General features: G+C 60.9%; 18 protein-coding genes. 16 read left to right on the top strand and 2 right to left on the bottom strand.

The genetic code is table 11. The features are described 5' to 3' along the window. Positions 1-222 precede the first annotated feature (222 nt). The 6 genes from rnk (at position 223) to M0654_RS05335 (ending at position 4,707) form a co-directional block, all read left to right on the top strand. On the top strand, positions 223-642 hold the full coding sequence (rnk, locus tag M0654_RS05360) for a nucleoside diphosphate kinase regulator (protein ID WP_248682139.1): 420 nt from the start codon (positions 223-225) through the stop codon (positions 640-642). A gap of 5 nt (positions 643-647) precedes the next feature. Beyond that, on the top strand, positions 648-1,448 hold the full coding sequence (locus M0654_RS05355) for a uroporphyrinogen-III synthase (RefSeq protein WP_248682138.1): 801 nt from the start codon (positions 648-650) through the stop codon (positions 1,446-1,448). A 62-nt stretch (positions 1,449-1,510) separates the two neighbouring features. Then, on the top strand, positions 1,511-2,266 hold the full coding sequence (locus tag M0654_RS05350; RefSeq protein WP_390919700.1) for a pseudouridine synthase: 756 nt from the start codon (positions 1,511-1,513) through the stop codon (positions 2,264-2,266). A gap of 77 nt (positions 2,267-2,343) precedes the next feature. Further along, entirely contained in the window at positions 2,344-2,511 is a 168-nt protein-coding gene (locus tag M0654_RS05345; RefSeq protein ID WP_248682136.1) for a hypothetical protein, read from the top strand. Between the two features lie 423 nt (positions 2,512-2,934). After that, positions 2,935-3,453, top strand: a complete 519-nt coding sequence (locus M0654_RS05340) for a hypothetical protein (RefSeq protein ID WP_248682135.1) — start codon at positions 2,935-2,937, stop codon at positions 3,451-3,453. Positions 3,454-3,567: 114 nt separating this feature from the next. Then, positions 3,568-4,707: a M24 family metallopeptidase gene (locus tag M0654_RS05335; protein ID WP_248682134.1), complete on the top strand. Its 1,140-nt coding sequence runs from the start codon at positions 3,568-3,570 to the stop codon at positions 4,705-4,707. A 62-nt stretch (positions 4,708-4,769) separates the two neighbouring features. Here M0654_RS05335 and M0654_RS05330 read toward each other — a convergent pair whose 3' ends face one another. After that, a complete protein-coding gene (locus tag M0654_RS05330; protein WP_248682133.1) occupies positions 4,770-6,125 on the bottom strand; it encodes an MFS transporter in 1,356 nt (451 codons plus the stop codon). 328 nt (positions 6,126-6,453) lie between these two features. On the opposite strand from M0654_RS05330, the gene cyoA reads away from it, so the two are divergent. The 9 genes from cyoA (at position 6,454) to glcF (ending at position 16,225) form a co-directional block, all read left to right on the top strand. Beyond that, positions 6,454-7,656: a ubiquinol oxidase subunit II gene (cyoA, locus tag M0654_RS05325; protein WP_248682132.1), complete on the top strand. Its 1,203-nt coding sequence runs from the start codon at positions 6,454-6,456 to the stop codon at positions 7,654-7,656. A 29-nt stretch (positions 7,657-7,685) separates the two neighbouring features. Next, a complete protein-coding gene (gene cyoB / locus M0654_RS05320) occupies positions 7,686-9,689 on the top strand; it encodes a cytochrome o ubiquinol oxidase subunit I (protein WP_248682131.1) in 2,004 nt (667 codons plus the stop codon). A gap of 3 nt (positions 9,690-9,692) precedes the next feature. Further along, on the top strand, positions 9,693-10,325 hold the full coding sequence (gene cyoC, locus M0654_RS05315) for a cytochrome o ubiquinol oxidase subunit III (RefSeq protein ID WP_248682130.1): 633 nt from the start codon (positions 9,693-9,695) through the stop codon (positions 10,323-10,325). Beyond that, complete coding sequence (gene cyoD, locus M0654_RS05310; protein ID WP_118852305.1) at positions 10,322-10,729, top strand: cytochrome o ubiquinol oxidase subunit IV; 408 nt, start codon at positions 10,322-10,324, stop codon at positions 10,727-10,729. Before cyoC ends, cyoD begins: the two co-directional genes overlap by 4 nt. A gap of 12 nt (positions 10,730-10,741) precedes the next feature. Then, a complete protein-coding gene (locus M0654_RS05305) occupies positions 10,742-11,503 on the top strand; it encodes an SURF1 family protein (RefSeq protein WP_390919626.1) in 762 nt (253 codons plus the stop codon). A gap of 72 nt (positions 11,504-11,575) precedes the next feature. Next, positions 11,576-12,181, top strand: a complete 606-nt coding sequence (locus M0654_RS05300; RefSeq protein WP_248682129.1) for an NAD-dependent DNA ligase — start codon at positions 11,576-11,578, stop codon at positions 12,179-12,181. A 94-nt stretch (positions 12,182-12,275) separates the two neighbouring features. Then, positions 12,276-13,724, top strand: a complete 1,449-nt coding sequence (locus tag M0654_RS05295) for an FAD-binding oxidoreductase (protein ID WP_248682128.1) — start codon at positions 12,276-12,278, stop codon at positions 13,722-13,724. Then, positions 13,724-14,920: an FAD-binding protein gene (locus M0654_RS05290; protein WP_248682127.1), complete on the top strand. Its 1,197-nt coding sequence runs from the start codon at positions 13,724-13,726 to the stop codon at positions 14,918-14,920. Before M0654_RS05295 ends, M0654_RS05290 begins: the two co-directional genes overlap by 1 nt. 3 nt (positions 14,921-14,923) lie before the next feature. Beyond that, entirely contained in the window at positions 14,924-16,225 is a 1,302-nt protein-coding gene (gene glcF, locus M0654_RS05285) for a glycolate oxidase subunit GlcF (RefSeq protein ID WP_248682126.1), read from the top strand. 70 nt (positions 16,226-16,295) lie between these two features. On the opposite strand, the gene M0654_RS05280 is transcribed toward glcF, so the two are convergent. Then, positions 16,296-16,721 (bottom strand): BA14K family protein, encoded by a 426-nt coding sequence (locus tag M0654_RS05280; RefSeq protein ID WP_390919623.1) that lies wholly within the window; start codon positions 16,719-16,721, stop codon positions 16,296-16,298. A 183-nt stretch (positions 16,722-16,904) separates the two neighbouring features. Between M0654_RS05280 and M0654_RS05275 the strand changes: the two genes are divergently transcribed. Continuing rightward, positions 16,905-17,384 (top strand): DUF3597 domain-containing protein, encoded by a 480-nt coding sequence (locus M0654_RS05275; protein WP_248682125.1) that lies wholly within the window; start codon positions 16,905-16,907, stop codon positions 17,382-17,384. Positions 17,385-17,416: the final 32 nt, after the last annotated feature.

The raw sequence follows: 17,416 nt of genomic DNA, 5'->3' as shown, positions 1-17,416 counted from the left end.
GAAGCGTGACATCATCAGGCTGCCATGATGAAGATTTCGGATCTCCATAGCTATCGCCTCCGCCGTGAGTGTCCCATCGAAGGACACTAGCCCGGCTCCTTGACTGCTGTCGCGCGTCAGGACCGGGATTCTTAGGCACCTCGCTTAAGTTTTTGCGCGACCCAATCACCCATCTTCTACACATCCGGTGCGCGGCTGGCGGCTGCGCGAGAGGCTATGAACATGAACTCCGTATCGAAGAAGGTCAGCAAGCCGCTGATTACCGTTCGCGAAACTGAACACGCTCGCCTGACGTCGCTTGCCCTGGCGGCTCCAGGCCGTGACCTCGAAGTCGCAGACGAACTGCTTGCCGAACTGGAACGCGCAAAGATCGTTCCTGACAAGAAGCTGCCGGCGAATGTCGTCGGTATTGGTTCGACGGTGTCTTACCAAACCGAGCTTGGCCAGACCCGAACCGTCACCCTTTGCTACCCCGGCGAAGCGGATATCGGGCGCTCGATGGTCAGCGTCATGACGCCGATCGGCGTGGCCCTTCTTGGTCTTTCGCCGCGTCAGTCCATCAACTGGACGGCCCGGGACGGTCAGGTCCACCGGCTGACGATCCTTTCCGTCGAGCCTATGGCCAAGTCGCAGGCCGCCTGACGTCGATGTTGCACTTCGACCACTACGCGCAGCGACCAAAGCTTCTGCTGACCCAATCCGCGCCGCACACGCGCGGCACCGTGGAAGCGTTGGCGGGGATCGGCGTCAATTGCCTTGCAGAGCCTATGCTGGTGACGCGCGACCTCACCATCGAGAGAGACGAGGCGGCGGATGCAGCCGCTCTTGTCTTCACCTCTGCGAACGGCGTTGAAGCCTTTCTCAGGCAGGGACGGATCGGTGACAATGTCCGGCTTTATGCAGTGGGTCCGCAGACGGCAGCCTGCCTCGCACAGCGCGGGTATCGAGATGCGGTCGTCGGAGAGGGAGACGCTGACAGCCTGCTCCGCCTGATCTTCTCGACCTGGAGACCGACCGACGGCAAGATCGTCCATGTCTCCGGGAAACACGTCAAATGCGATATCGCGCTTGAGCTTCGGTCATGGGGTTACAAGGCGAGCCGTGCCATCGCTTATGTGGCGGACCAGGTTGAGGACGTCCGCGAAACGACCCTCGACGCTTTTCGCAGGGGGTCGCTACAGGGCGTGGTTTACGTGTCCCGCCGAGCGGCAAAGGCTTTCTGCGCGATCACAGAGGTTCAGGACGTGCTGGGGCATAAACCATGTCGCTTTGCCTTCTGCCTGTCCGAGTACATCGCTGGCGGCATTGATGAAAGGCTGTTCCGCGACATCCTGTGGTCGGTTCGCCCGACCCGCGAGGCATTGGTGCACAGGATAGAGACCTGCCTGGCGGACCTGCAGTTGAACTCACCACAGCACATCCAACCCGCCAGAACGGAGAACGTCTAGCTCTGGCGCTCCATCGAATGTCAGGTTAGGTCAAAGACCGAAGCAACGGCAAGAAGGAGTGGATCTTGAAGAACAGCCGGTCCGCGGCAGTTGGCGTCAGGGTCACGCTACCCCGTGCGCTTTCCAAGCTTGGCTTTTGTTCCCGCAAGCAAGCGGAGCAGCTCGTGGCGGGCGGCCAGGTAAAGGTAAATGGTCGCGTCGACAAAAGCCTGAACAGCTGGGTGGACATCACCCGCGACAAGATCTCCGTCGATGACGTTCGTGTCGCCGCGGCATCCAAGGTCTATCTCGTGCTGAACAAGCCGCGGGGTCTGGTCACGACCAGGGACGATCCCGAGGGGCGGCCGACCGTATTCAGCTGCCTGGAAGCCTTTGACGTGCCCCACCTGTCGCCGGTCGGCCGACTGGACAAGGCGAGCGAAGGCTTGCTGCTGTTTACGAACGACACTGTGTTCGCGCAGCGTCTGCTCGATCCCGAGAGGCATGTGGCGAAGACCTATCACGTTCAGGTTAGGGGATCGGTAGACAGCGAGTTTCTTGAGCAAATGGCGGCCGGCGTGCAGCATGACGGCGAGTTCCTGAGGGCTTCTGCGGTCAAACTGCTCCGACAGGGCGACAAGAACGCCTGGATCGAAGTGGAACTGCAAGAGGGAAAGAACCGCCAGATCAGACGAATGCTCGAAGCGCTCGGTTTCGAGTGCCTGAGGCTCGTTCGCGTCCGGATGGGGGATATCGAGCTGGGGCAGCTGGCCAAGGGCAAAAGCCGACCGCTCACTGAGGATGAACTTACCCGTTTGCGCGAGCAAGCCGGCCTCTGAGCACGCCCGTTGATTTCTGGCGTGGGAAGCTCAGGTTCAGCCTTGCCGCGACCCGACGCTGGCCTAACTACTCGTGCATGACGGACACGACACAGAAAAAGCCCACCACCACCGAAATGAAACGAGCCGCTTTCGAGCAAACGACCGAGTTCGCAAAGCTCGCGGCGGAAGCTGAAAAGAAGGCGCGCGACGAGAAGACCGCGCGGCTTCGGGCGATGCGGTTATCGAGACAGCAGGACCACTAACCTCCGACCTGATATAGCTTATCCAGCAATTGATCGATCGCGCGCGACCACGTGCGATCAATCAGGCTGCGGCATCGCGTGCGCTCTCTGGATGCTCGCGTCACTACCCCGCGTCAGCCTTCAGTCCGACGTGCTGCTGGACCAATGGCCATCCGGTTTCGGACCTATGACGGCGGAGCCTGAGGATAAGGTCCTGGGGCGGAACCGCCGCAAAGGAGCGGGTGTTGCCCCGTTGAAAAGGAGGCAACCATGGAAGAAAGCATACATCAAGCACGCTGGCTGCTGTTTATCATCTTTGCTCTGACGGTCGGAGTGACCACTCTTGGTGCCCTCGCAAGTTGACACGCGGCAGCGCGTCTTGCCGATGGTATGGTCAAGCGACGCCCTTTTTGCGTAGAGTATGAGAAGTTTTAGGAGTTTGCGGTGTTAGCGCGCAGAACGATCCTCTTGGGTGCAACCGTCCTGCTGTTGGAGGCCGCCTTCAACCGCCAGGTGGCCTTTGCGCAAGGCAATGGCAATGGGGGCGGTAACGGCGGCGGCAACGGCGGTGGTAACGGGGGCGGCAACGGCGGTGGTAACGGCGGAGGCAACGGCGGCGGCAATGGCAACGGTGGTGGGAATAGTGGTGCCGGTGCCGGCGGCGGCAACAGCAATGGCGGAGGAAACTCCGGAGGCAATAGCGGCCGTGGCGGCGCAAGCTCAGGTGCGAGTGGAGGCTCACCAGGTCGCGGGGGCTCAAAGGGCCAAGGCAGTCGCACGAGTTCGCGCAATGGAGACAGCGTAAGCGTCAACGGGTCATCTGTGGAGGTGCGGCACCGCTCCGGCATCCAGGAAGTCCTGACGCGCGACCGTTACACGATGCGTGACCGACGGGGACGCACGATCATCAGCCGCCCGGCGACAGGCGCCGACCGCGCCCGCTTCAGATCCATAATGGACTAGCACACGCTTCGTAACGCTGAAGCCAGCGTCCAATCCTACCGATCCATGATCGACTTTGCATCCACGACGCGCTAACGCAGTGGCCATCCAGCTTGTAGTGCAGTGAGGTCCAGAATGTCGTGGAAGCACCCCGTTCCCCCTATATCCGATGATGAACGACGCGGGCGCCTCAAGCGGCTGCAGGAGCGGCTCTCGGAGCAGAACATCCAGGGACTGCTGCTAGGATCCACCGAAAGCCTCCGCTATTTCACCGGTCTGGTCTGGCAAGCGAGCGAAAGGCTTGTTGGCGCCTTGGTGACGCCGGACGCGGTGACCTATGTCGTCCCTGGCTTCGAGCAGAGCCGCGTCGAGAGCCTGCGGCATCTTCCGGGCGAGATCGTTGTCTGGCAGGAAGATCAGTCGAGTGCAGAACTCGTTGCACGCCTCATGCCGCAAGGCGGCAAGCTTGGCTTGGATGATGCATTGCCGCTCTTCGTATATCATCAGCTTGCCCATGTCTTCGGTGCCGACCGCCTCGTTGACGGGGGCCCGTTCATCCGCGGCCTGCGTCTGCGCAAGTCGCAGAACGAGATCGCGCTGATCAAGTACGCGATGGGCCTGACGCTGGAGGTCCACCGCCGCGCTCATGCGATGATCAAGCCGGGGGTAAAGTCTTCGGAGGTGGTTCGCTTTATCGATGAACAACATCGCGCGCTTGGCGCCAGCGGATCGAGCTTCTGCATCGTATCCTTCGGGGTGGCGACCTCGCTTCCGCATGGCGCTGATGGCGACCAGACCTATCAGCCGGGTGACGTGGTGCTTGTCGATACCGGCTGCCGGCTCGACGGCTACCACTCCGACCTCACGAGAACGTATGTGATGGAAGAGCCTACACCGGAGTTCGCGGCAGCGTGGGCGATCGAACGAGAGGCGCAGCAGGCAGTGTTCGATGCCGCTCAACTCGGCGCCACCTGCGGTAGCCTGGATGATGCCGCCCGTGCGGTGCTCGCTCGCCACGGCCTGGGCCCGGACTACGCCGTGCCGGGGTTACCGCATCGCGCCGGGCACGGGCTCGGCATGGAGATCCACGAAGAACCATATATCGTGCGCGGCAACCAAACGGTCCTGCAGCCGGGAATGTGCTTCTCAAACGAACCGATGATCGTCTATCCCAACCGTTTCGGCATCCGGCTCGAAGACCACATCTACATGTCGGCAGAAGGCCCCAGATGGTTTACCGAGCCTGCGAAAGGTCCGACCGAACCGTTCGCTTGACCTGCCGCGGGTTACGTCATGGAAAGCAATGCCGGGCCGAGGCCCGGCATTTTTTTGTGGGTTTAGCGAGGACCCGGCTCATTCGCCTGGTCAAGCACGCGGGTGAGGCTCAGCGCCACGAGTGTGCAGATGGCCCCGGAGATCAGGTACCCGCCGATGAAGATGATGCCGAAGTTGGTGGCAAGCCCCAGCGCTACCAGCGGCGCAAAGCCAGCGCCCACCAGCCATGCCAGGTCGGATGTCAGGGCTGCACCCGTATAACGATAATACTGGGTGAAGCGCGACGACACCGAGCCGGACGCCTGGCCGAATGTCAGGCCGAGGATAAAGAAGCCGATGATGATGTAAGCATCCTGGCCCTTGCCGCCGGCGTCGAGCAGGAAGGGTGCCGAGAACGAGAAGATCGCAATCAGGCTCGCGCCGATCATCAACTGGCTGCGGCGGCCGATACGGTCAGCGATGATGCCCGACAGCACGATGCCAACCAGGCCCACCGCCGCACCGGCAACCTGCACCAGAAGGAATTCCGCCGCAGATTGGCCGCCGTTAAGGATCACCCAGCTCAACGGGAAGATCGTGACGAGGTGGAACATCGCGAAGCTTGCCAGCGGCGCAAACGCGCCAAGGATCACGTCATAGCCGTGCTTGCTGAGCATCTCGAAGATCGGCCGCGCCTGCAGTTCGTTGGCGTCCATCGCAGCACCAAACTCTCTGCTCGCGACGATGCGCAAGCGAGCGAACAGCGCGACGACGTTGATCGCAAAGGCAACGAAGAACGGATAACGCCAGCCCCAGGACAGGAACTCCTCTTCCGAGAGATTGGCGACGAAATAACCGAACAGCAGGCTTGCCAGCGCAAAACCGATCGGCGCACCGAGCTGCGGGATCATCGCGTACCAGCCACGACGGTTCTGCGGCGCGTTGAGGTTCAGAAGCGAAGCAAGCCCATCCCAGGCGCCCCCCAGCGCAAAGCCCTGCCCCATGCGGAACAGCGCCAGCAAGGCGACGGCCCAATAACCGATGGTCTCGTAGCCCGGCAGGAAGGCGATCGATGCTGTCGAGCCGCCAAGCAGGAAGAGCGCGATCGTGAGTTTCGTGCCGCGCCCGTAATTTCGGTCAATCCACATGAACACGAAGGATCCGACCGGCCGTGCCATGAAGGCCAGCGGGAAGATCGCAAACGACATCAGCGTTGCCGCAACCGGATTTGGCGCAAACGGGAAGATCAGCTTCGGGAAGACGAGAACCGAGCCAAGCGCATAGACGAAGAAGTCGAAGAATTCGGATGTGCGGCCGATGATCACGCCGATCGCGATATTACCGGCGGAGATGGGCTTGTCGTCGTGGATGCGGCGGGCATCCTCTTCAAGGCCGGATGATGTAGGGCCTGCGGACGCGGTGTTGACGGCCGTGGTCATAGATTCCTCCTGGCGATATTCGCCTCTTGCCTTGAATGTTGATCAACACGCGTTGGAGATCAAGGAAGGGCGAACAAAAAACAGCCTGCGTAGTACGTGCAGCGTTCCTCCCGCTGCGGCCTCTGGTCACCTTGGAACGATGACCTAGATTGACCGGTAGTGGACTTCCGGCTGAGCCTGTTCCGGTTCTTGCCTTAGATACATGACGAATGCCATGCGGTTTTTTGTTGCAGTGCGACGGATTGCTGCAGTGCGACAACCGGCCTCATTCCAGTGGACATTGGAACGGGCGTAGTCCGGGCCAGCAAAAACGTAGATCGAGCTTGAGATGATCCCTCAGTTTAAAATCGTTGGACGCTTGTTGGCATTGCTGACACTGGTCATGCTTTCAGGCTGCAACTTGGTGGTGATGTCGCCTTCCGGCGATATCGCGCAACAGCAGGCAGAACTGATCGTCGTGTCGACGGTGCTGATGCTCCTCATCATCGTCCCGGTGATCTTCCTCACCCTGTTCTTCGCCTGGCGGTATCGCAGCTCCAATACCGATGCGCCCTACGATCCCGAATGGCACCACTCCACGCGTCTTGAAGTCATCATCTGGTCGGCACCGCTGGCGATCATCGTCGCCCTTGGAGCGATCACCTGGATCAGCACCCACAAGCTAGACCCTTACCGACCGCTGGAGCGGATCGACGCAGAACGTCCGGTCCCCGCCGATACCAAACCGCTCACGGTTGAGGTCGTCGCGCTCGACTGGAAGTGGTTGTTCTTCTATCCGGACTACGGCATTGCCACGGTTAACGAGATGGCAGCACCGGTCGATGTGCCGATCAACTTCAAGATCACCGCGTCGTCGGTCATGAACTCGTTTTACGTTCCGGCGCTCGCGGGCATGATCTACGCCATGCCGGGCATGGAGACGAAGCTCCACGCGGTCATCAACAAGCCGGGTGAATATGAGGGCATCTCCGCCAACTACAGCGGCGATGGCTTCTCCCACATGCGCTTCAAGTTCCACGGCACGGATCAGGACGGCTTCGACCAGTGGATTGCACGTGTGAAGCAGAACGGCACGGCGCTCAACCGCGACGCATACCTCAAGCTTGAAAAGCCGAGCGCCAAGGAGCCGGTGCGCTACTACGCCAATGTCGAGGACGGGCTCTACCGCACCATTCTCAACATGTGCACGCGCCCCGGACAGATGTGCATGGACGAAATGATGCATATCGACATGTCCGGCGGTGCCGGCGTCGAGAGCCACGAGAACCGCGCCCGTCTAGAGCATGACAACCGCCATGCAGGCGAGGCCAATGAGAACGAGGAAAGCGGCCGCCCCGGCCCTGGCGCGACCTTCCCGGCAACAGGTAACCCCGCAAAGACCGATCAGCCTGCGCAGGGCGTCAACGATCGCACGGAAAGCCAGCCGCAAACGACTGATCATGACATGAAGGACATGAACCGAGATCAGAGCGGCGCCGCACCTCCTCAGCTCAACAACAATCCGCCGGCTCAGCCTGCACCCCAGCCGTGAACTCGGCAGACAATATTTGGTAGGGACCCATGTTCGGTAATACCACCCTGACGCAGTTTCTCTTCGGAAGGCTTTCCTTTGAAGCCATCCCTTACCACGAGCCAATCCTTGTCGTGACCTTCATCGCGGTCGCGATCGGCGGCCTCGGGCTGTTGGCGCTGATCACCAAGTACAAGCTCTGGGGTTACCTCTGGAACGAATGGTTCACGAGTGTCGATCACAAGAAGATCGGCATCATGTATATCGTGCTCGCCATCATCATGCTTTTGCGCGGCTTTGCCGACGCAATCATGATGCGCGTGCAGCAGGCGATCGCCTTCAACGGTAATGAGGGCTATCTCAACCCGCACCACTACGACCAGATCTTTACCGCGCATGGCGTGATCATGATCTTCTTCGTGGCGATGCCGTTCGTCACCGGCTTCATGAACTACGTGGTGCCGCTTCAGATCGGCGCGCGCGACGTTTCCTTCCCGTTCCTCAATAACTTCTCCTTCTGGATGACCACGGCTGGTGCCGTCATCATCATGATGTCGCTGTTCGTCGGCGAATTCGCCCGCACGGGCTGGCTCGCCTATCCGCCGCTGTCTGGCGCGGACTACAGCCCAGGCGTCGGTGTGGACTATTATATCTGGGGCCTGCAGGTGGCGGGCGTTGGGACAACCTTGTCCGGGATCAACCTCGTTGCGACCATCGTGAAGATGCGCGCCCCAGGCATGACCTTCATGAAGATGCCAATCTTCACCTGGACCTCGCTCTGCACCAACATCCTCATCGTTGCGACCTTCCCGATCCTGACGGCCACCCTCGTTCTGCTGACGCTCGACCGCTATGCCGGCACGAACTTCTTCACGAACGACCTCGGCGGCAACCCGATGATGTATATCAACCTCATCTGGATCTGGGGTCACCCGGAGGTCTACATCCTCGTTCTGCCCGCCTTCGGCATCTTCTCGGAAGTGGTTGCGACCTTCTGCGGCAAGCGCCTCTTCGGTTACGCCTCGATGGTCTATGCGACCTGCGTGATCATGATCCTGTCGTACATCGTGTGGCTGCACCACTTCTTCACGATGGGCTCGGGCGCATCTGTGAACGCCTTCTTCGGCATCACCACGATGATCATCTCCATCCCAACGGGTGCGAAGATCTTCAACTGGCTCTTCACAATGTATCGCGGCCGCATCCGATATGAAGTGCCGATGCTGTGGACCGTCGGCTTCATGGTCACCTTCGTCATCGGTGGCATGACGGGCGTGATGCTGGCGGTACCTCCCGCCGACTTCGTGCTGCACAACTCGCTCTTCCTGATCGCGCACTTCCATAACGTGATCATCGGCGGCGTGCTGTTCGGCCTGCTCGCCGGCGTGAACTACTGGTTCCCGAAGGCCTTCGGCTACAAGCTCGACCCGTTCTGGGGCAAGATCAGCTTCTGGTTCTGGCAGATCGGCTTCTTTGTTGCCTTCATGCCGCTCTATGTGCTGGGCCTGATGGGTGTCACGCGTCGCCTGAGCCAGTTCGAGGATTCCTCGCTGCAGATCTGGTTCATCATCGCCGCGATCGGCGCGGCCATGATCGCTGTCGGCATCGCCGCCTTCATCATCCAGTTGATCGTTTCCTTCCTGAAGCGTGACCAACTGCGTGACGAGACCGGTGACCCGTGGCATGGCCGCACGCTCGAGTGGTCGACCTCGTCGCCCCCGCCGGACTACAACTTCGCCTTCACGCCGGTCGTGCACGATCATGACAGCTGGTACGATATGAAAAACCGCGGCTACAAGCGTCCGCTCCAGGGTTTCATGCCGATCCACATGCCGAAGAACACCGGCGCGGGCGTGATCTTGGCCGGGCTGAGCGTGGTGCTCGCTTTCGCGATGATCTGGTACATCTGGTGGCTGGCGATCGTCTCCTTCCTGGCGCTGCTTGCCGTCGCGATCGGACATACGTTCAACTACAACCGTGACTTCTACATCCCAGCCGAGAATGTGGCTGCAACAGAAGACGAGCGGACCAAGCTGCTCGCGCAACGGAGCTGACCCATGAGCCAGACACACGTTGAAACCCAAGGCTCCACCACGGACGCTCCGCAGTTCTACCTGACGGAAGAGCATCATCCAGAAGGCAGCACGATGCTTGGCTTCTGGCTCTACCTGATGAGCGACTGCCTGATTTTTGCCGTGCTCTTTGCGACCCACGGCGTGCTCGGCCGTTCCTATGCGGCCGGGCCCTCCCCTGCTGATCTGTTCGACCTGCCGCTCGTCGCCATCAACACCGCGATGCTGCTTCTCTCCTCCATCACCTATGGCTTCGCCATGCTGCAGATGGAGCGGGGCGCCAAGGCCGAGACGTTGTTCTGGCTTGGCATCACCGGCATCTTCGGGCTGATCTTCCTCGGGCTCGAACTCTATGAGTTCGCGCACCTGATCCATGAAGGCGCCGGCCCGACGCGCTCGGCCTTCCTGTCGTCCTTCTTTACGCTCGTCGGTACACACGGCCTGCACGTCACCTTCGGCATCATCTGGCTCGTTACCCTGATGGTGCAGGTCGGCAAGTTCGGCCTGATCCCGGAGAACCGGCGTCGCCTTATGTGCCTTTCGATGTTCTGGCACTTCCTTGACGTTGTCTGGATCGGCGTCTTCTCCTTTGTTTATCTGATGGGAGTCCTCGGATGACCTCGAACACCCAAGCACCTTCACACGAAAGCGCGAGCAATACGCATCACGGCCACTCCCATGGTCATGAAGCGGCCCACGGCTCCTTCAAGAGCTATATGATCGGCTTCGTGCTTTCGGTCATCCTCACCGCCATCCCGTTCTGGCTGGTGATGGGCGGCGTCTTCGACAGCAAGCTCGCCACGGCCTTCATGGTCATGGCGCTCGGTGTCGTGCAGATCGTGGTGCACATGATCTACTTCCTTCACATGAACCCGCGCTCGGAAGGCGGTTGGACATTGATGGCGCTGATCTTCACCCTCGTGCTCGTCGGCATCACGCTAGCCGGCTCGCTTTGGGTCATGCATCACCTCAATGCCAACATGATGCCGATGACGCCGGAGATGATGAAGAACATGCCCTGACGAGGCATCGCCATGCATCTTCCTGAAAACGGTGCAGAGGCGGTGGACCGCCCATCGCAACGCGATGGCTCGTCGCGTCGCCGCCTCGCCTTTACCGGCGCCATGCTGGTTCTCATGCTGGTGTTCACCGCTTTGGGTGCATGGCAGGTTCAGCGCCTCTTCTGGAAGCTCGACCTGATCGAACGCGTCGAGAGCCGGGTCAATGCCGAACCCGTGCAGGCACCGACGCGCACCCAATGGCCGGATGTGACCGCGGAGCGTGACGAATATCGGCACGTGACGGCGACCGGGCAGTTCGATCACACGAAGGAGACCTTCGTGCAGGCTGTCACCGAGCTCGGGCCCGGTTTCTGGGTCCTGACGCCACTGGCAACGCAAGACGGTTCAACCATCCTCATCAACCGTGGGTTCGTGCCGCCCGAACGGCGGGACCAGGCGAGTCGCCCACAGGGGCAGCCGGAAGGCACCGTCGAGGTTAAGGGCCTTCTGCGGATCAGCGAGGAAGGCGGCGGCTTCCTGCGATCCAACTCGCCGGAGGCAGGTCGCTGGTATTCACGCGATGTCTCGGCCATCGCTTCCGCCAAGGACTTGCCTGAAACGGCACCTTATTTCATCGACGCCGATGCGACGCCCAATCCGGGCGGATATCCGGTTGGTGGCCTGACCGTCATCCGGTTCCGCAACACACATCTGGTTTACGCGCTGACATGGTTTTCCATGGCGCTGATGAGTGGCGGCATCACCTATGTCATCTGGCGGAAGCGGCTCCTCTAGCCCAAGCTTGACAGGTGATAAGCCGGAGAGGAAAACACTGCCTCTGCGGAAACGATCCTCGCGAGGCGTCAGGTGGACGGGCTGCTTCTTCAAGAGACTGCAAACGACCGTGTTTCGGCTGGCCAACTAGATGAACTTGTCGGCGTGGCGCGTGGTCTGGTTGCCGATGGCGTTATCAACCAGGATGAAGTCGAGTTTCTCGAGAATTGGCTGATCGCCAACCGGGACATGAGCGACCTTCCCGCCGTCAACACGCTCTACCGCCGAGTTCGTGAAATCATGACCGACGGCATCGCCGATGACGCTGAAAGGGCGGAGCTTCTGGAAACCCTGCATCGCCTGTCCGGCGGGGACCTGAAACAGCTCGAAGCGCTGCGCGGAAACGCCTTGCCGCTCTGCAGCCCGGCGCCAGCTCTTGCTTTCCACTCGACCATCTATTGCTTCACGGGCATCTTCAACTACGGCCGGCGGCGTCTCTGCGAAGAGGCTGTCATCGAACGCGGTGCGCTCGCTAGCGGGCTGAACAGCAAGACGAATGTGCTGGTGATCGGCATGTACACGACCGACATCTGGCAGGACTCCACCATCGGAAGCACGATTTCCAACGCCGTTGAGTACCGGAGAAAGGGCGTGCCTATTTCCATCGTTTCCGAAGTTCACTGGCGCGCCCACCTCTGACATAGGCTCTAAACCCGGTGATGCTCGCCATAAGGCGATTGTCTTGTATTCGCTCTTTCAGTTAGAGTCGTTCCGCAATGGGAAGGAGCAGCACTTGAACCAGATCGCCTTTCTGCCGGCACGGGAAGATGTCCTGTCCCGAAGGAAGATCATCATCGAGGATCTTGCGGAGCTCTTGCCTGCCGAATGCCTTGTGCATGAAGCGCGCGAACTCGTACCCTTCGAAACGGACGCCTTCATTTCCTATCGGCGGGTGCCGCTGGCGGTAGCCTTGCCGAAGACGACGGCGCAGGTCGCCGCCGTGATGAAATACTGCCACCGCTACAAGATCCCCGTTGTGCCGCGCGGCGCAGGTACGTCCCTTTCCGGAGGAGCCATTCCCCAGGAGGATGCGATTGTCCTCTGCCTTTCCAAGATGTCGCGCATCCTGGAACTGGATTATCCCAACAGGACGGCCACGGTTCAGGCCGGCGTCACCAACCTGAGCATTTCGGAAACCGTCGGTGCCGACGGCTTCTTCTATGCGCCCGACCCCAGCTCACAGCTCGCCTGCACGATCGGCGGCAATATCGGCATGAACTCAGGCGGCGCACACTGCCTGAAATATGGCGTCACGACCAACAACCTGCTTGGTGTCAAGATGGTGCTGGTCGATGGCACCATCATCGAGCTCGGTGGAAAGCACCTGGATGCCGCGGGTTACGATCTGCTTGGTCTTGTTTGTGGGTCCGAGGGACAGTTGGGCATTGTGACCGAAGCAACGGTACGGCTGATTGCCAAGCCCGAGGGTGCACGCCCGGTTCTCTTCGGCTTTCCCAGTTCCGAGGCCGCAGGGGCATGTGTGGCCGACATCATCGGCTCCGGGATCATTCCCGTTGCGATCGAGTTCATGGACAAGCCAGCGATCGAGATCTGTGAGGCCTTCGCCAAGGCTGGTTATCCGCTGGATGTCGAGGCCCTACTGATTGTCGAGGTCGAGGGGTCTGAGGCCGAGATGGACGCGATGCTGAAGAGCATCGTCGACATCGCCGGCCGCCACAGCGTGCAGACGGTGCGCGAATGCCAGTCTGCGACGGAAGCGGCACTGATCTGGAAGGGTCGCAAGTCCGCCTTCGGCGCGACAGGCCGTATCGCGGACTATATCTGCATGGACGGCACGGTGCCGCTCAGCAAGCTGTCCTATGTGCTGAACAAGACATCGGAGATCACCGACCGGTTCGGCCTGCGGGTGGCGAATGTCTTCCACGCGGGCGACGGCAACATGCATCCCCTGATCCTGTTCAATGCCAATGATCCCGAAGATGCCGCCAAGGCCGAAGCGGCTGGCAACGAGATACTGAAGCTCTGTGTCGATGCCGGTGGATGCCTGACTGGCGAGCACGGCGTTGGCATCGAGAAACGCGACCTGATGCGCCACCAATACAATGACGTGGATCTAAACCAGCAGATGGCAGTCCGCTCCGCATTCGACGACGGCTGGATCCTCAACCCGTCAAAGGTCTTCCCGCTCGAAGGGAGGCCCGAGGGCCGACAAGACGCGTGATGCTGATACCCCATTCTGAAAATGATGCTGCCTATGTGATACGCACGGCGGCAGCAAACAAGAAGGCGCTCATTCTGTGCGGCGGGCAGACCCGCTCGCCGGACGTCGATCCGCTTGCTGACATAGAAGTGGTCAGTTCGCGCGGCCTGTCCGGCATCGTCACCTATGACCCTGCCGAAATGGTAATGACGACCCGCGCCGGCACCCCCGTTGCGGAGATCGAAGCGACCTTGGCCGAAAACCGCCAGATGATGGCGTTCGAGCCGATGGACCACCGCGGGATCCTGAAGACCTCCGGCGAGCCCACCATCGGTGGCGTGTTTGCGGCAAATGTTTCAGGGCCCCGTCGGTTCGTGGCGGGTGCTGCGCGTGACAGCCTGCTCGGCATCCGCTTCATCAACGGCAAAGGTGAGACGGTGCGCGCCGGTGGCCGGGTCATGAAGAATGTCACTGGGCTCGACCTGGTTAAGCTACTCGCTGGCTCCCAAGGAACGCTAGGTTTCCTGACGGAAGTGACGTTCCGGGTTCTGCCGGTGCCGCAGACGGTGGAAACCATCGTCATCTCCGGCCTTTATGATGACGCCGCGACCAATGCGATGGCAGCAGCCATGGCGATGCCGGTCGAGGTCTCGGGTGCCGCGCACCTGCCGCAGACGGTGCGGTCGAAATTCATCGACGACAAGCTTCCGGAGGGTGAGGCGACCGTTCTGCGGCTCGAAGGTCTGGCGGCATCCGTTGGTGTCCGGGCAGACAAACTCGAAGCTGTCATGCAGACCTTCGGCCCGGTAACGCGTCTTGGCATGGACGACAGCCTCACTCTTTGGCGCCAGGTCCGCGACGTCCATCCGTATGCAGACGGCACGGAAAAGCCGCTTTGGCGGGTATCAGTCGCACCGTCGGCCGGGCATCAGTTGGTGGCAGCACTTCGCCTTGAAGCGGGCATAGATGCTTTCTACGATTGGCAAGGAGGCCTTGTCTGGATGCGGATGGAGGCCGACCCTGAAGCCGAGCTTATCCGCCGCTATATCCGCGCACTTGGCGGCGGCCATGCGACCCTCGTGCGGGCTTCCGAGCTTGTGCGGCAGCAGACCCCGGCTTTCGAACCCTTGCCAGAGGCCGTCGCGGCACTGTCGGCTCGCGTCAAGGAGAAACTGGATCCGTGGGGCATCTTTGCGCCAGGGAAGATGGGCTTTTAGAGAATGCAGACTTCGTTTACCGCCGAACAGCTTGCCGACCCGCATGTGGCGGAGTCGGAGAGGATCCTGCGCCGTTGCGTTCATTGTGGTTTCTGTACTGCCACCTGCCCAACCTATGTGACGCTTGGCAACGAACTCGACAGTCCGCGTGGCCGCATCTACCTGATCAAGGACATGCTGGAAAACGGACGACCAGCCGACGAGGAGGTTGTCACGCATATCGACCGCTGCCTTTCCTGCCTGTCCTGCGTTACAACCTGCCCCTCCGGCGTCGACTACATGCATCTCGTCGACCACGCCCGCGTTCATATTGAGAAAACATACACCCGGCCGCCGGTGGACCGGCTGATACGCTCCACCCTGGCCGCCGTGCTACCCTACCCTCGCCGCTTCCGCGCCGCCCTGTTGCTGGCAAAGCTCGGCCGACCGCTTGCCCCGCTATTCAAACGCATGCCGGCCTTGAGGCCGCTCGGCGCAATGTTGGATCTCGCGCCGACGTCTCGGCTGGGCAAGGCCGACACTTCCGTACGCGCACTGCCGCCGGTCGACGTGCCGAAGCGTGGGCGCGTCGCGATCCTCGCCGGCTGCGCCCAAAGCGTGCTCGATGCTGGCATCAACGAAGCCGCGATCCGCCTCCTGACCCGCCTCGGCGTCGAAGTGGTGACACCGGCGGGCGAAGGCTGTTGCGGCGCACTAGTGCATCACATGGGCCGCGAGGAACAGGCGCTCGACTTCGCGCGCCGCAACATCGATGTCTGGTGTCGCGAGATGGAGAAGGACGGCGGCCTTGACGCGATCATCATCACGGCATCTGGCTGCGGCACGACGATCAAGGATTACGGCCACATGCTGCGCCTCGACCCGGCCTATGCCGCCAAGGCCGATAAGGTCTCATCGCTGGCCAAGGACGTGACGGAATACCTGGCGACGCTGGACCTGCCGAAGCTGGAACCGAAAGCCGAGACCGTCGCCTACCATTCCGCCTGTTCGATGCAGCACGGACAGAGGATCACGCTGCAGCCGAAGGCGCTCCTGAGAGCAGCAGGCTTCACCGTCCGCGATCCGGCTGAAGGCCACCTGTGTTGCGGCTCGGCCGGCACGTACAACATCCTCCAGCCGGAGATTTCGGCACAGCTTAAAGCCCGCAAGGTAAAGAACATCGAAGCCACGAAGGCCAACATCATTGCCACCGGAAACATCGGCTGCATGACGCAGATCGCGTCCGGAACAGCAATGCCGATCGTCCATACGGTGGAACTGCTGGACTGGGCCTATGGCGGCCCAAGGCCAGCCAAGCTCGGCTGAAGGGGTGACTTTAAAAGGCAAAAAAAAGCCCGCCTAATGGCGGGCTTTTCATCGGGTTACCGAAGACGGCTTAGTTGTACGGCGAGTTGCACTGCGCGCGTACGCCAACACGCGGGACGTAGGTATTGTCCGATGCGCGGTAGGTGCGGTAGCGTTCAGTGCACCACTGAACATGGCGGCTGGAGCCGGCGTAAGCGCGCGTCGGCTGGTTGGCGATTGCGCCACCAATAATCGCGCCAGCACCGAAGGCGGCGAGCGGATACCAGAAACCGTCACTGTGTCGGCGATAGCCACGGCGGTACTCGCGATGTCCACGATGACCATGATACCAGCCACGGCGGTCGCGGCGATCCCGGCGAAACTGCACCTGCTCGACGGCGGAAGCTTCAGGAGACTTGACCTTCGGCATCATGACCGCGCCCGCTGGCGTGAGGGACGATGCAAACATCATGACGCTCATGGCGCCTGCAGAAAGCAATTTGGACATTGTGCGCATTGTGGAATCCTTTCGTACGACAGGAGGGATAAACCCCGTTCGCGTCGGGAGGTTCCATGTTGAAGTTTTTGTGAAACACCCGTGTTCAATGTCGAGAACTGCTCTATCGTTGCAAGACGGCAGGAGTGCCGGAACAGCGAAATGCCAGCAGAGTTGGCACTTGTCAGTTAGAGGAGAGGTTTCATGAGCATATTCAGCAAAATCAAGTCGGCCATCTTCGGGAGCCCGGCACAGGCCGCACCTGCCGCCGCACCGACCACGTCCACTACGGCGCCGACGCAAGCCGCAACCGCATCGCCTGCCGCACCCTCGGCCGCATCCGCAGCACCCGCACCGGCATCATCTGCTGCACCGTCTTCTGCATCGAGCAGTCCAGCGCAGCCGGCCGGCAGCACTCCGGCGCAGAACGTAGACGTGGCGGCCATCCTTGACGAGGCCGTCAAGAAGAACGGCCAGAAGCTTGATTGGCGCCGCTCGATCGTCGACCTGATGAAGGCGCTCGGAATGGACGCGAGCCTCACCGAGCGCAAGGAACTGGCCGACGAATTGGGCTACACAGGTGACAAGAACGACTCGGCTACGATGAACATGTGGCTGCACAAGGCACTGCTGAAGAAGCTCTCCGACAACGGTGGCAAGGTGCCGGCGGACCTTCTGGACTAAGCAATAAAAAGGGAGCGTCTCGATGAGACGCT

This window comes from Neorhizobium turbinariae (assembly GCF_023223505.1).
GTDB classification, from domain to species: domain Bacteria; phylum Pseudomonadota; class Alphaproteobacteria; order Rhizobiales; family Rhizobiaceae; genus Neorhizobium; species Neorhizobium turbinariae.
Note: the sequence above shows the minus strand (reverse complement) of the source record. Positions and strands in the feature narration are given on the sequence as shown.

Coding starts and splice junctions, on each gene's coding strand:
- rnk (WP_248682139.1), top strand. CDS start 223: ATGAACTCCGTATCGAAGAAGGTCAGCAAGCCGCTGATTACCGTTCGC.
- M0654_RS05355 (WP_248682138.1), top strand. CDS start 648: ATGTTGCACTTCGACCACTACGCGCAGCGACCAAAGCTTCTGCTGACC.
- M0654_RS05345 (WP_248682136.1), top strand. CDS start 2,344: ATGACGGACACGACACAGAAAAAGCCCACCACCACCGAAATGAAACGA.
- M0654_RS05335 (WP_248682134.1), top strand. CDS start 3,568: ATGTCGTGGAAGCACCCCGTTCCCCCTATATCCGATGATGAACGACGC.
- M0654_RS05330 (WP_248682133.1), bottom strand. CDS start 6,125: ATGACCACGGCCGTCAACACCGCGTCCGCAGGCCCTACATCATCCGGC.
- cyoA (WP_248682132.1), top strand. CDS start 6,454: ATGATCCCTCAGTTTAAAATCGTTGGACGCTTGTTGGCATTGCTGACA.
- cyoB (WP_248682131.1), top strand. CDS start 7,686: ATGTTCGGTAATACCACCCTGACGCAGTTTCTCTTCGGAAGGCTTTCC.
- cyoC (WP_248682130.1), top strand. CDS start 9,693: ATGAGCCAGACACACGTTGAAACCCAAGGCTCCACCACGGACGCTCCG.
- cyoD (WP_118852305.1), top strand. CDS start 10,322: ATGACCTCGAACACCCAAGCACCTTCACACGAAAGCGCGAGCAATACG.
- M0654_RS05305 (WP_390919626.1), top strand. CDS start 10,742: ATGCATCTTCCTGAAAACGGTGCAGAGGCGGTGGACCGCCCATCGCAA.
- M0654_RS05290 (WP_248682127.1), top strand. CDS start 13,724: ATGCTGATACCCCATTCTGAAAATGATGCTGCCTATGTGATACGCACG.
- glcF (WP_248682126.1), top strand. CDS start 14,924: ATGCAGACTTCGTTTACCGCCGAACAGCTTGCCGACCCGCATGTGGCG.
- M0654_RS05280 (WP_390919623.1), bottom strand. CDS start 16,721: ATGCGCACAATGTCCAAATTGCTTTCTGCAGGCGCCATGAGCGTCATG.
- M0654_RS05275 (WP_248682125.1), top strand. CDS start 16,905: ATGAGCATATTCAGCAAAATCAAGTCGGCCATCTTCGGGAGCCCGGCA.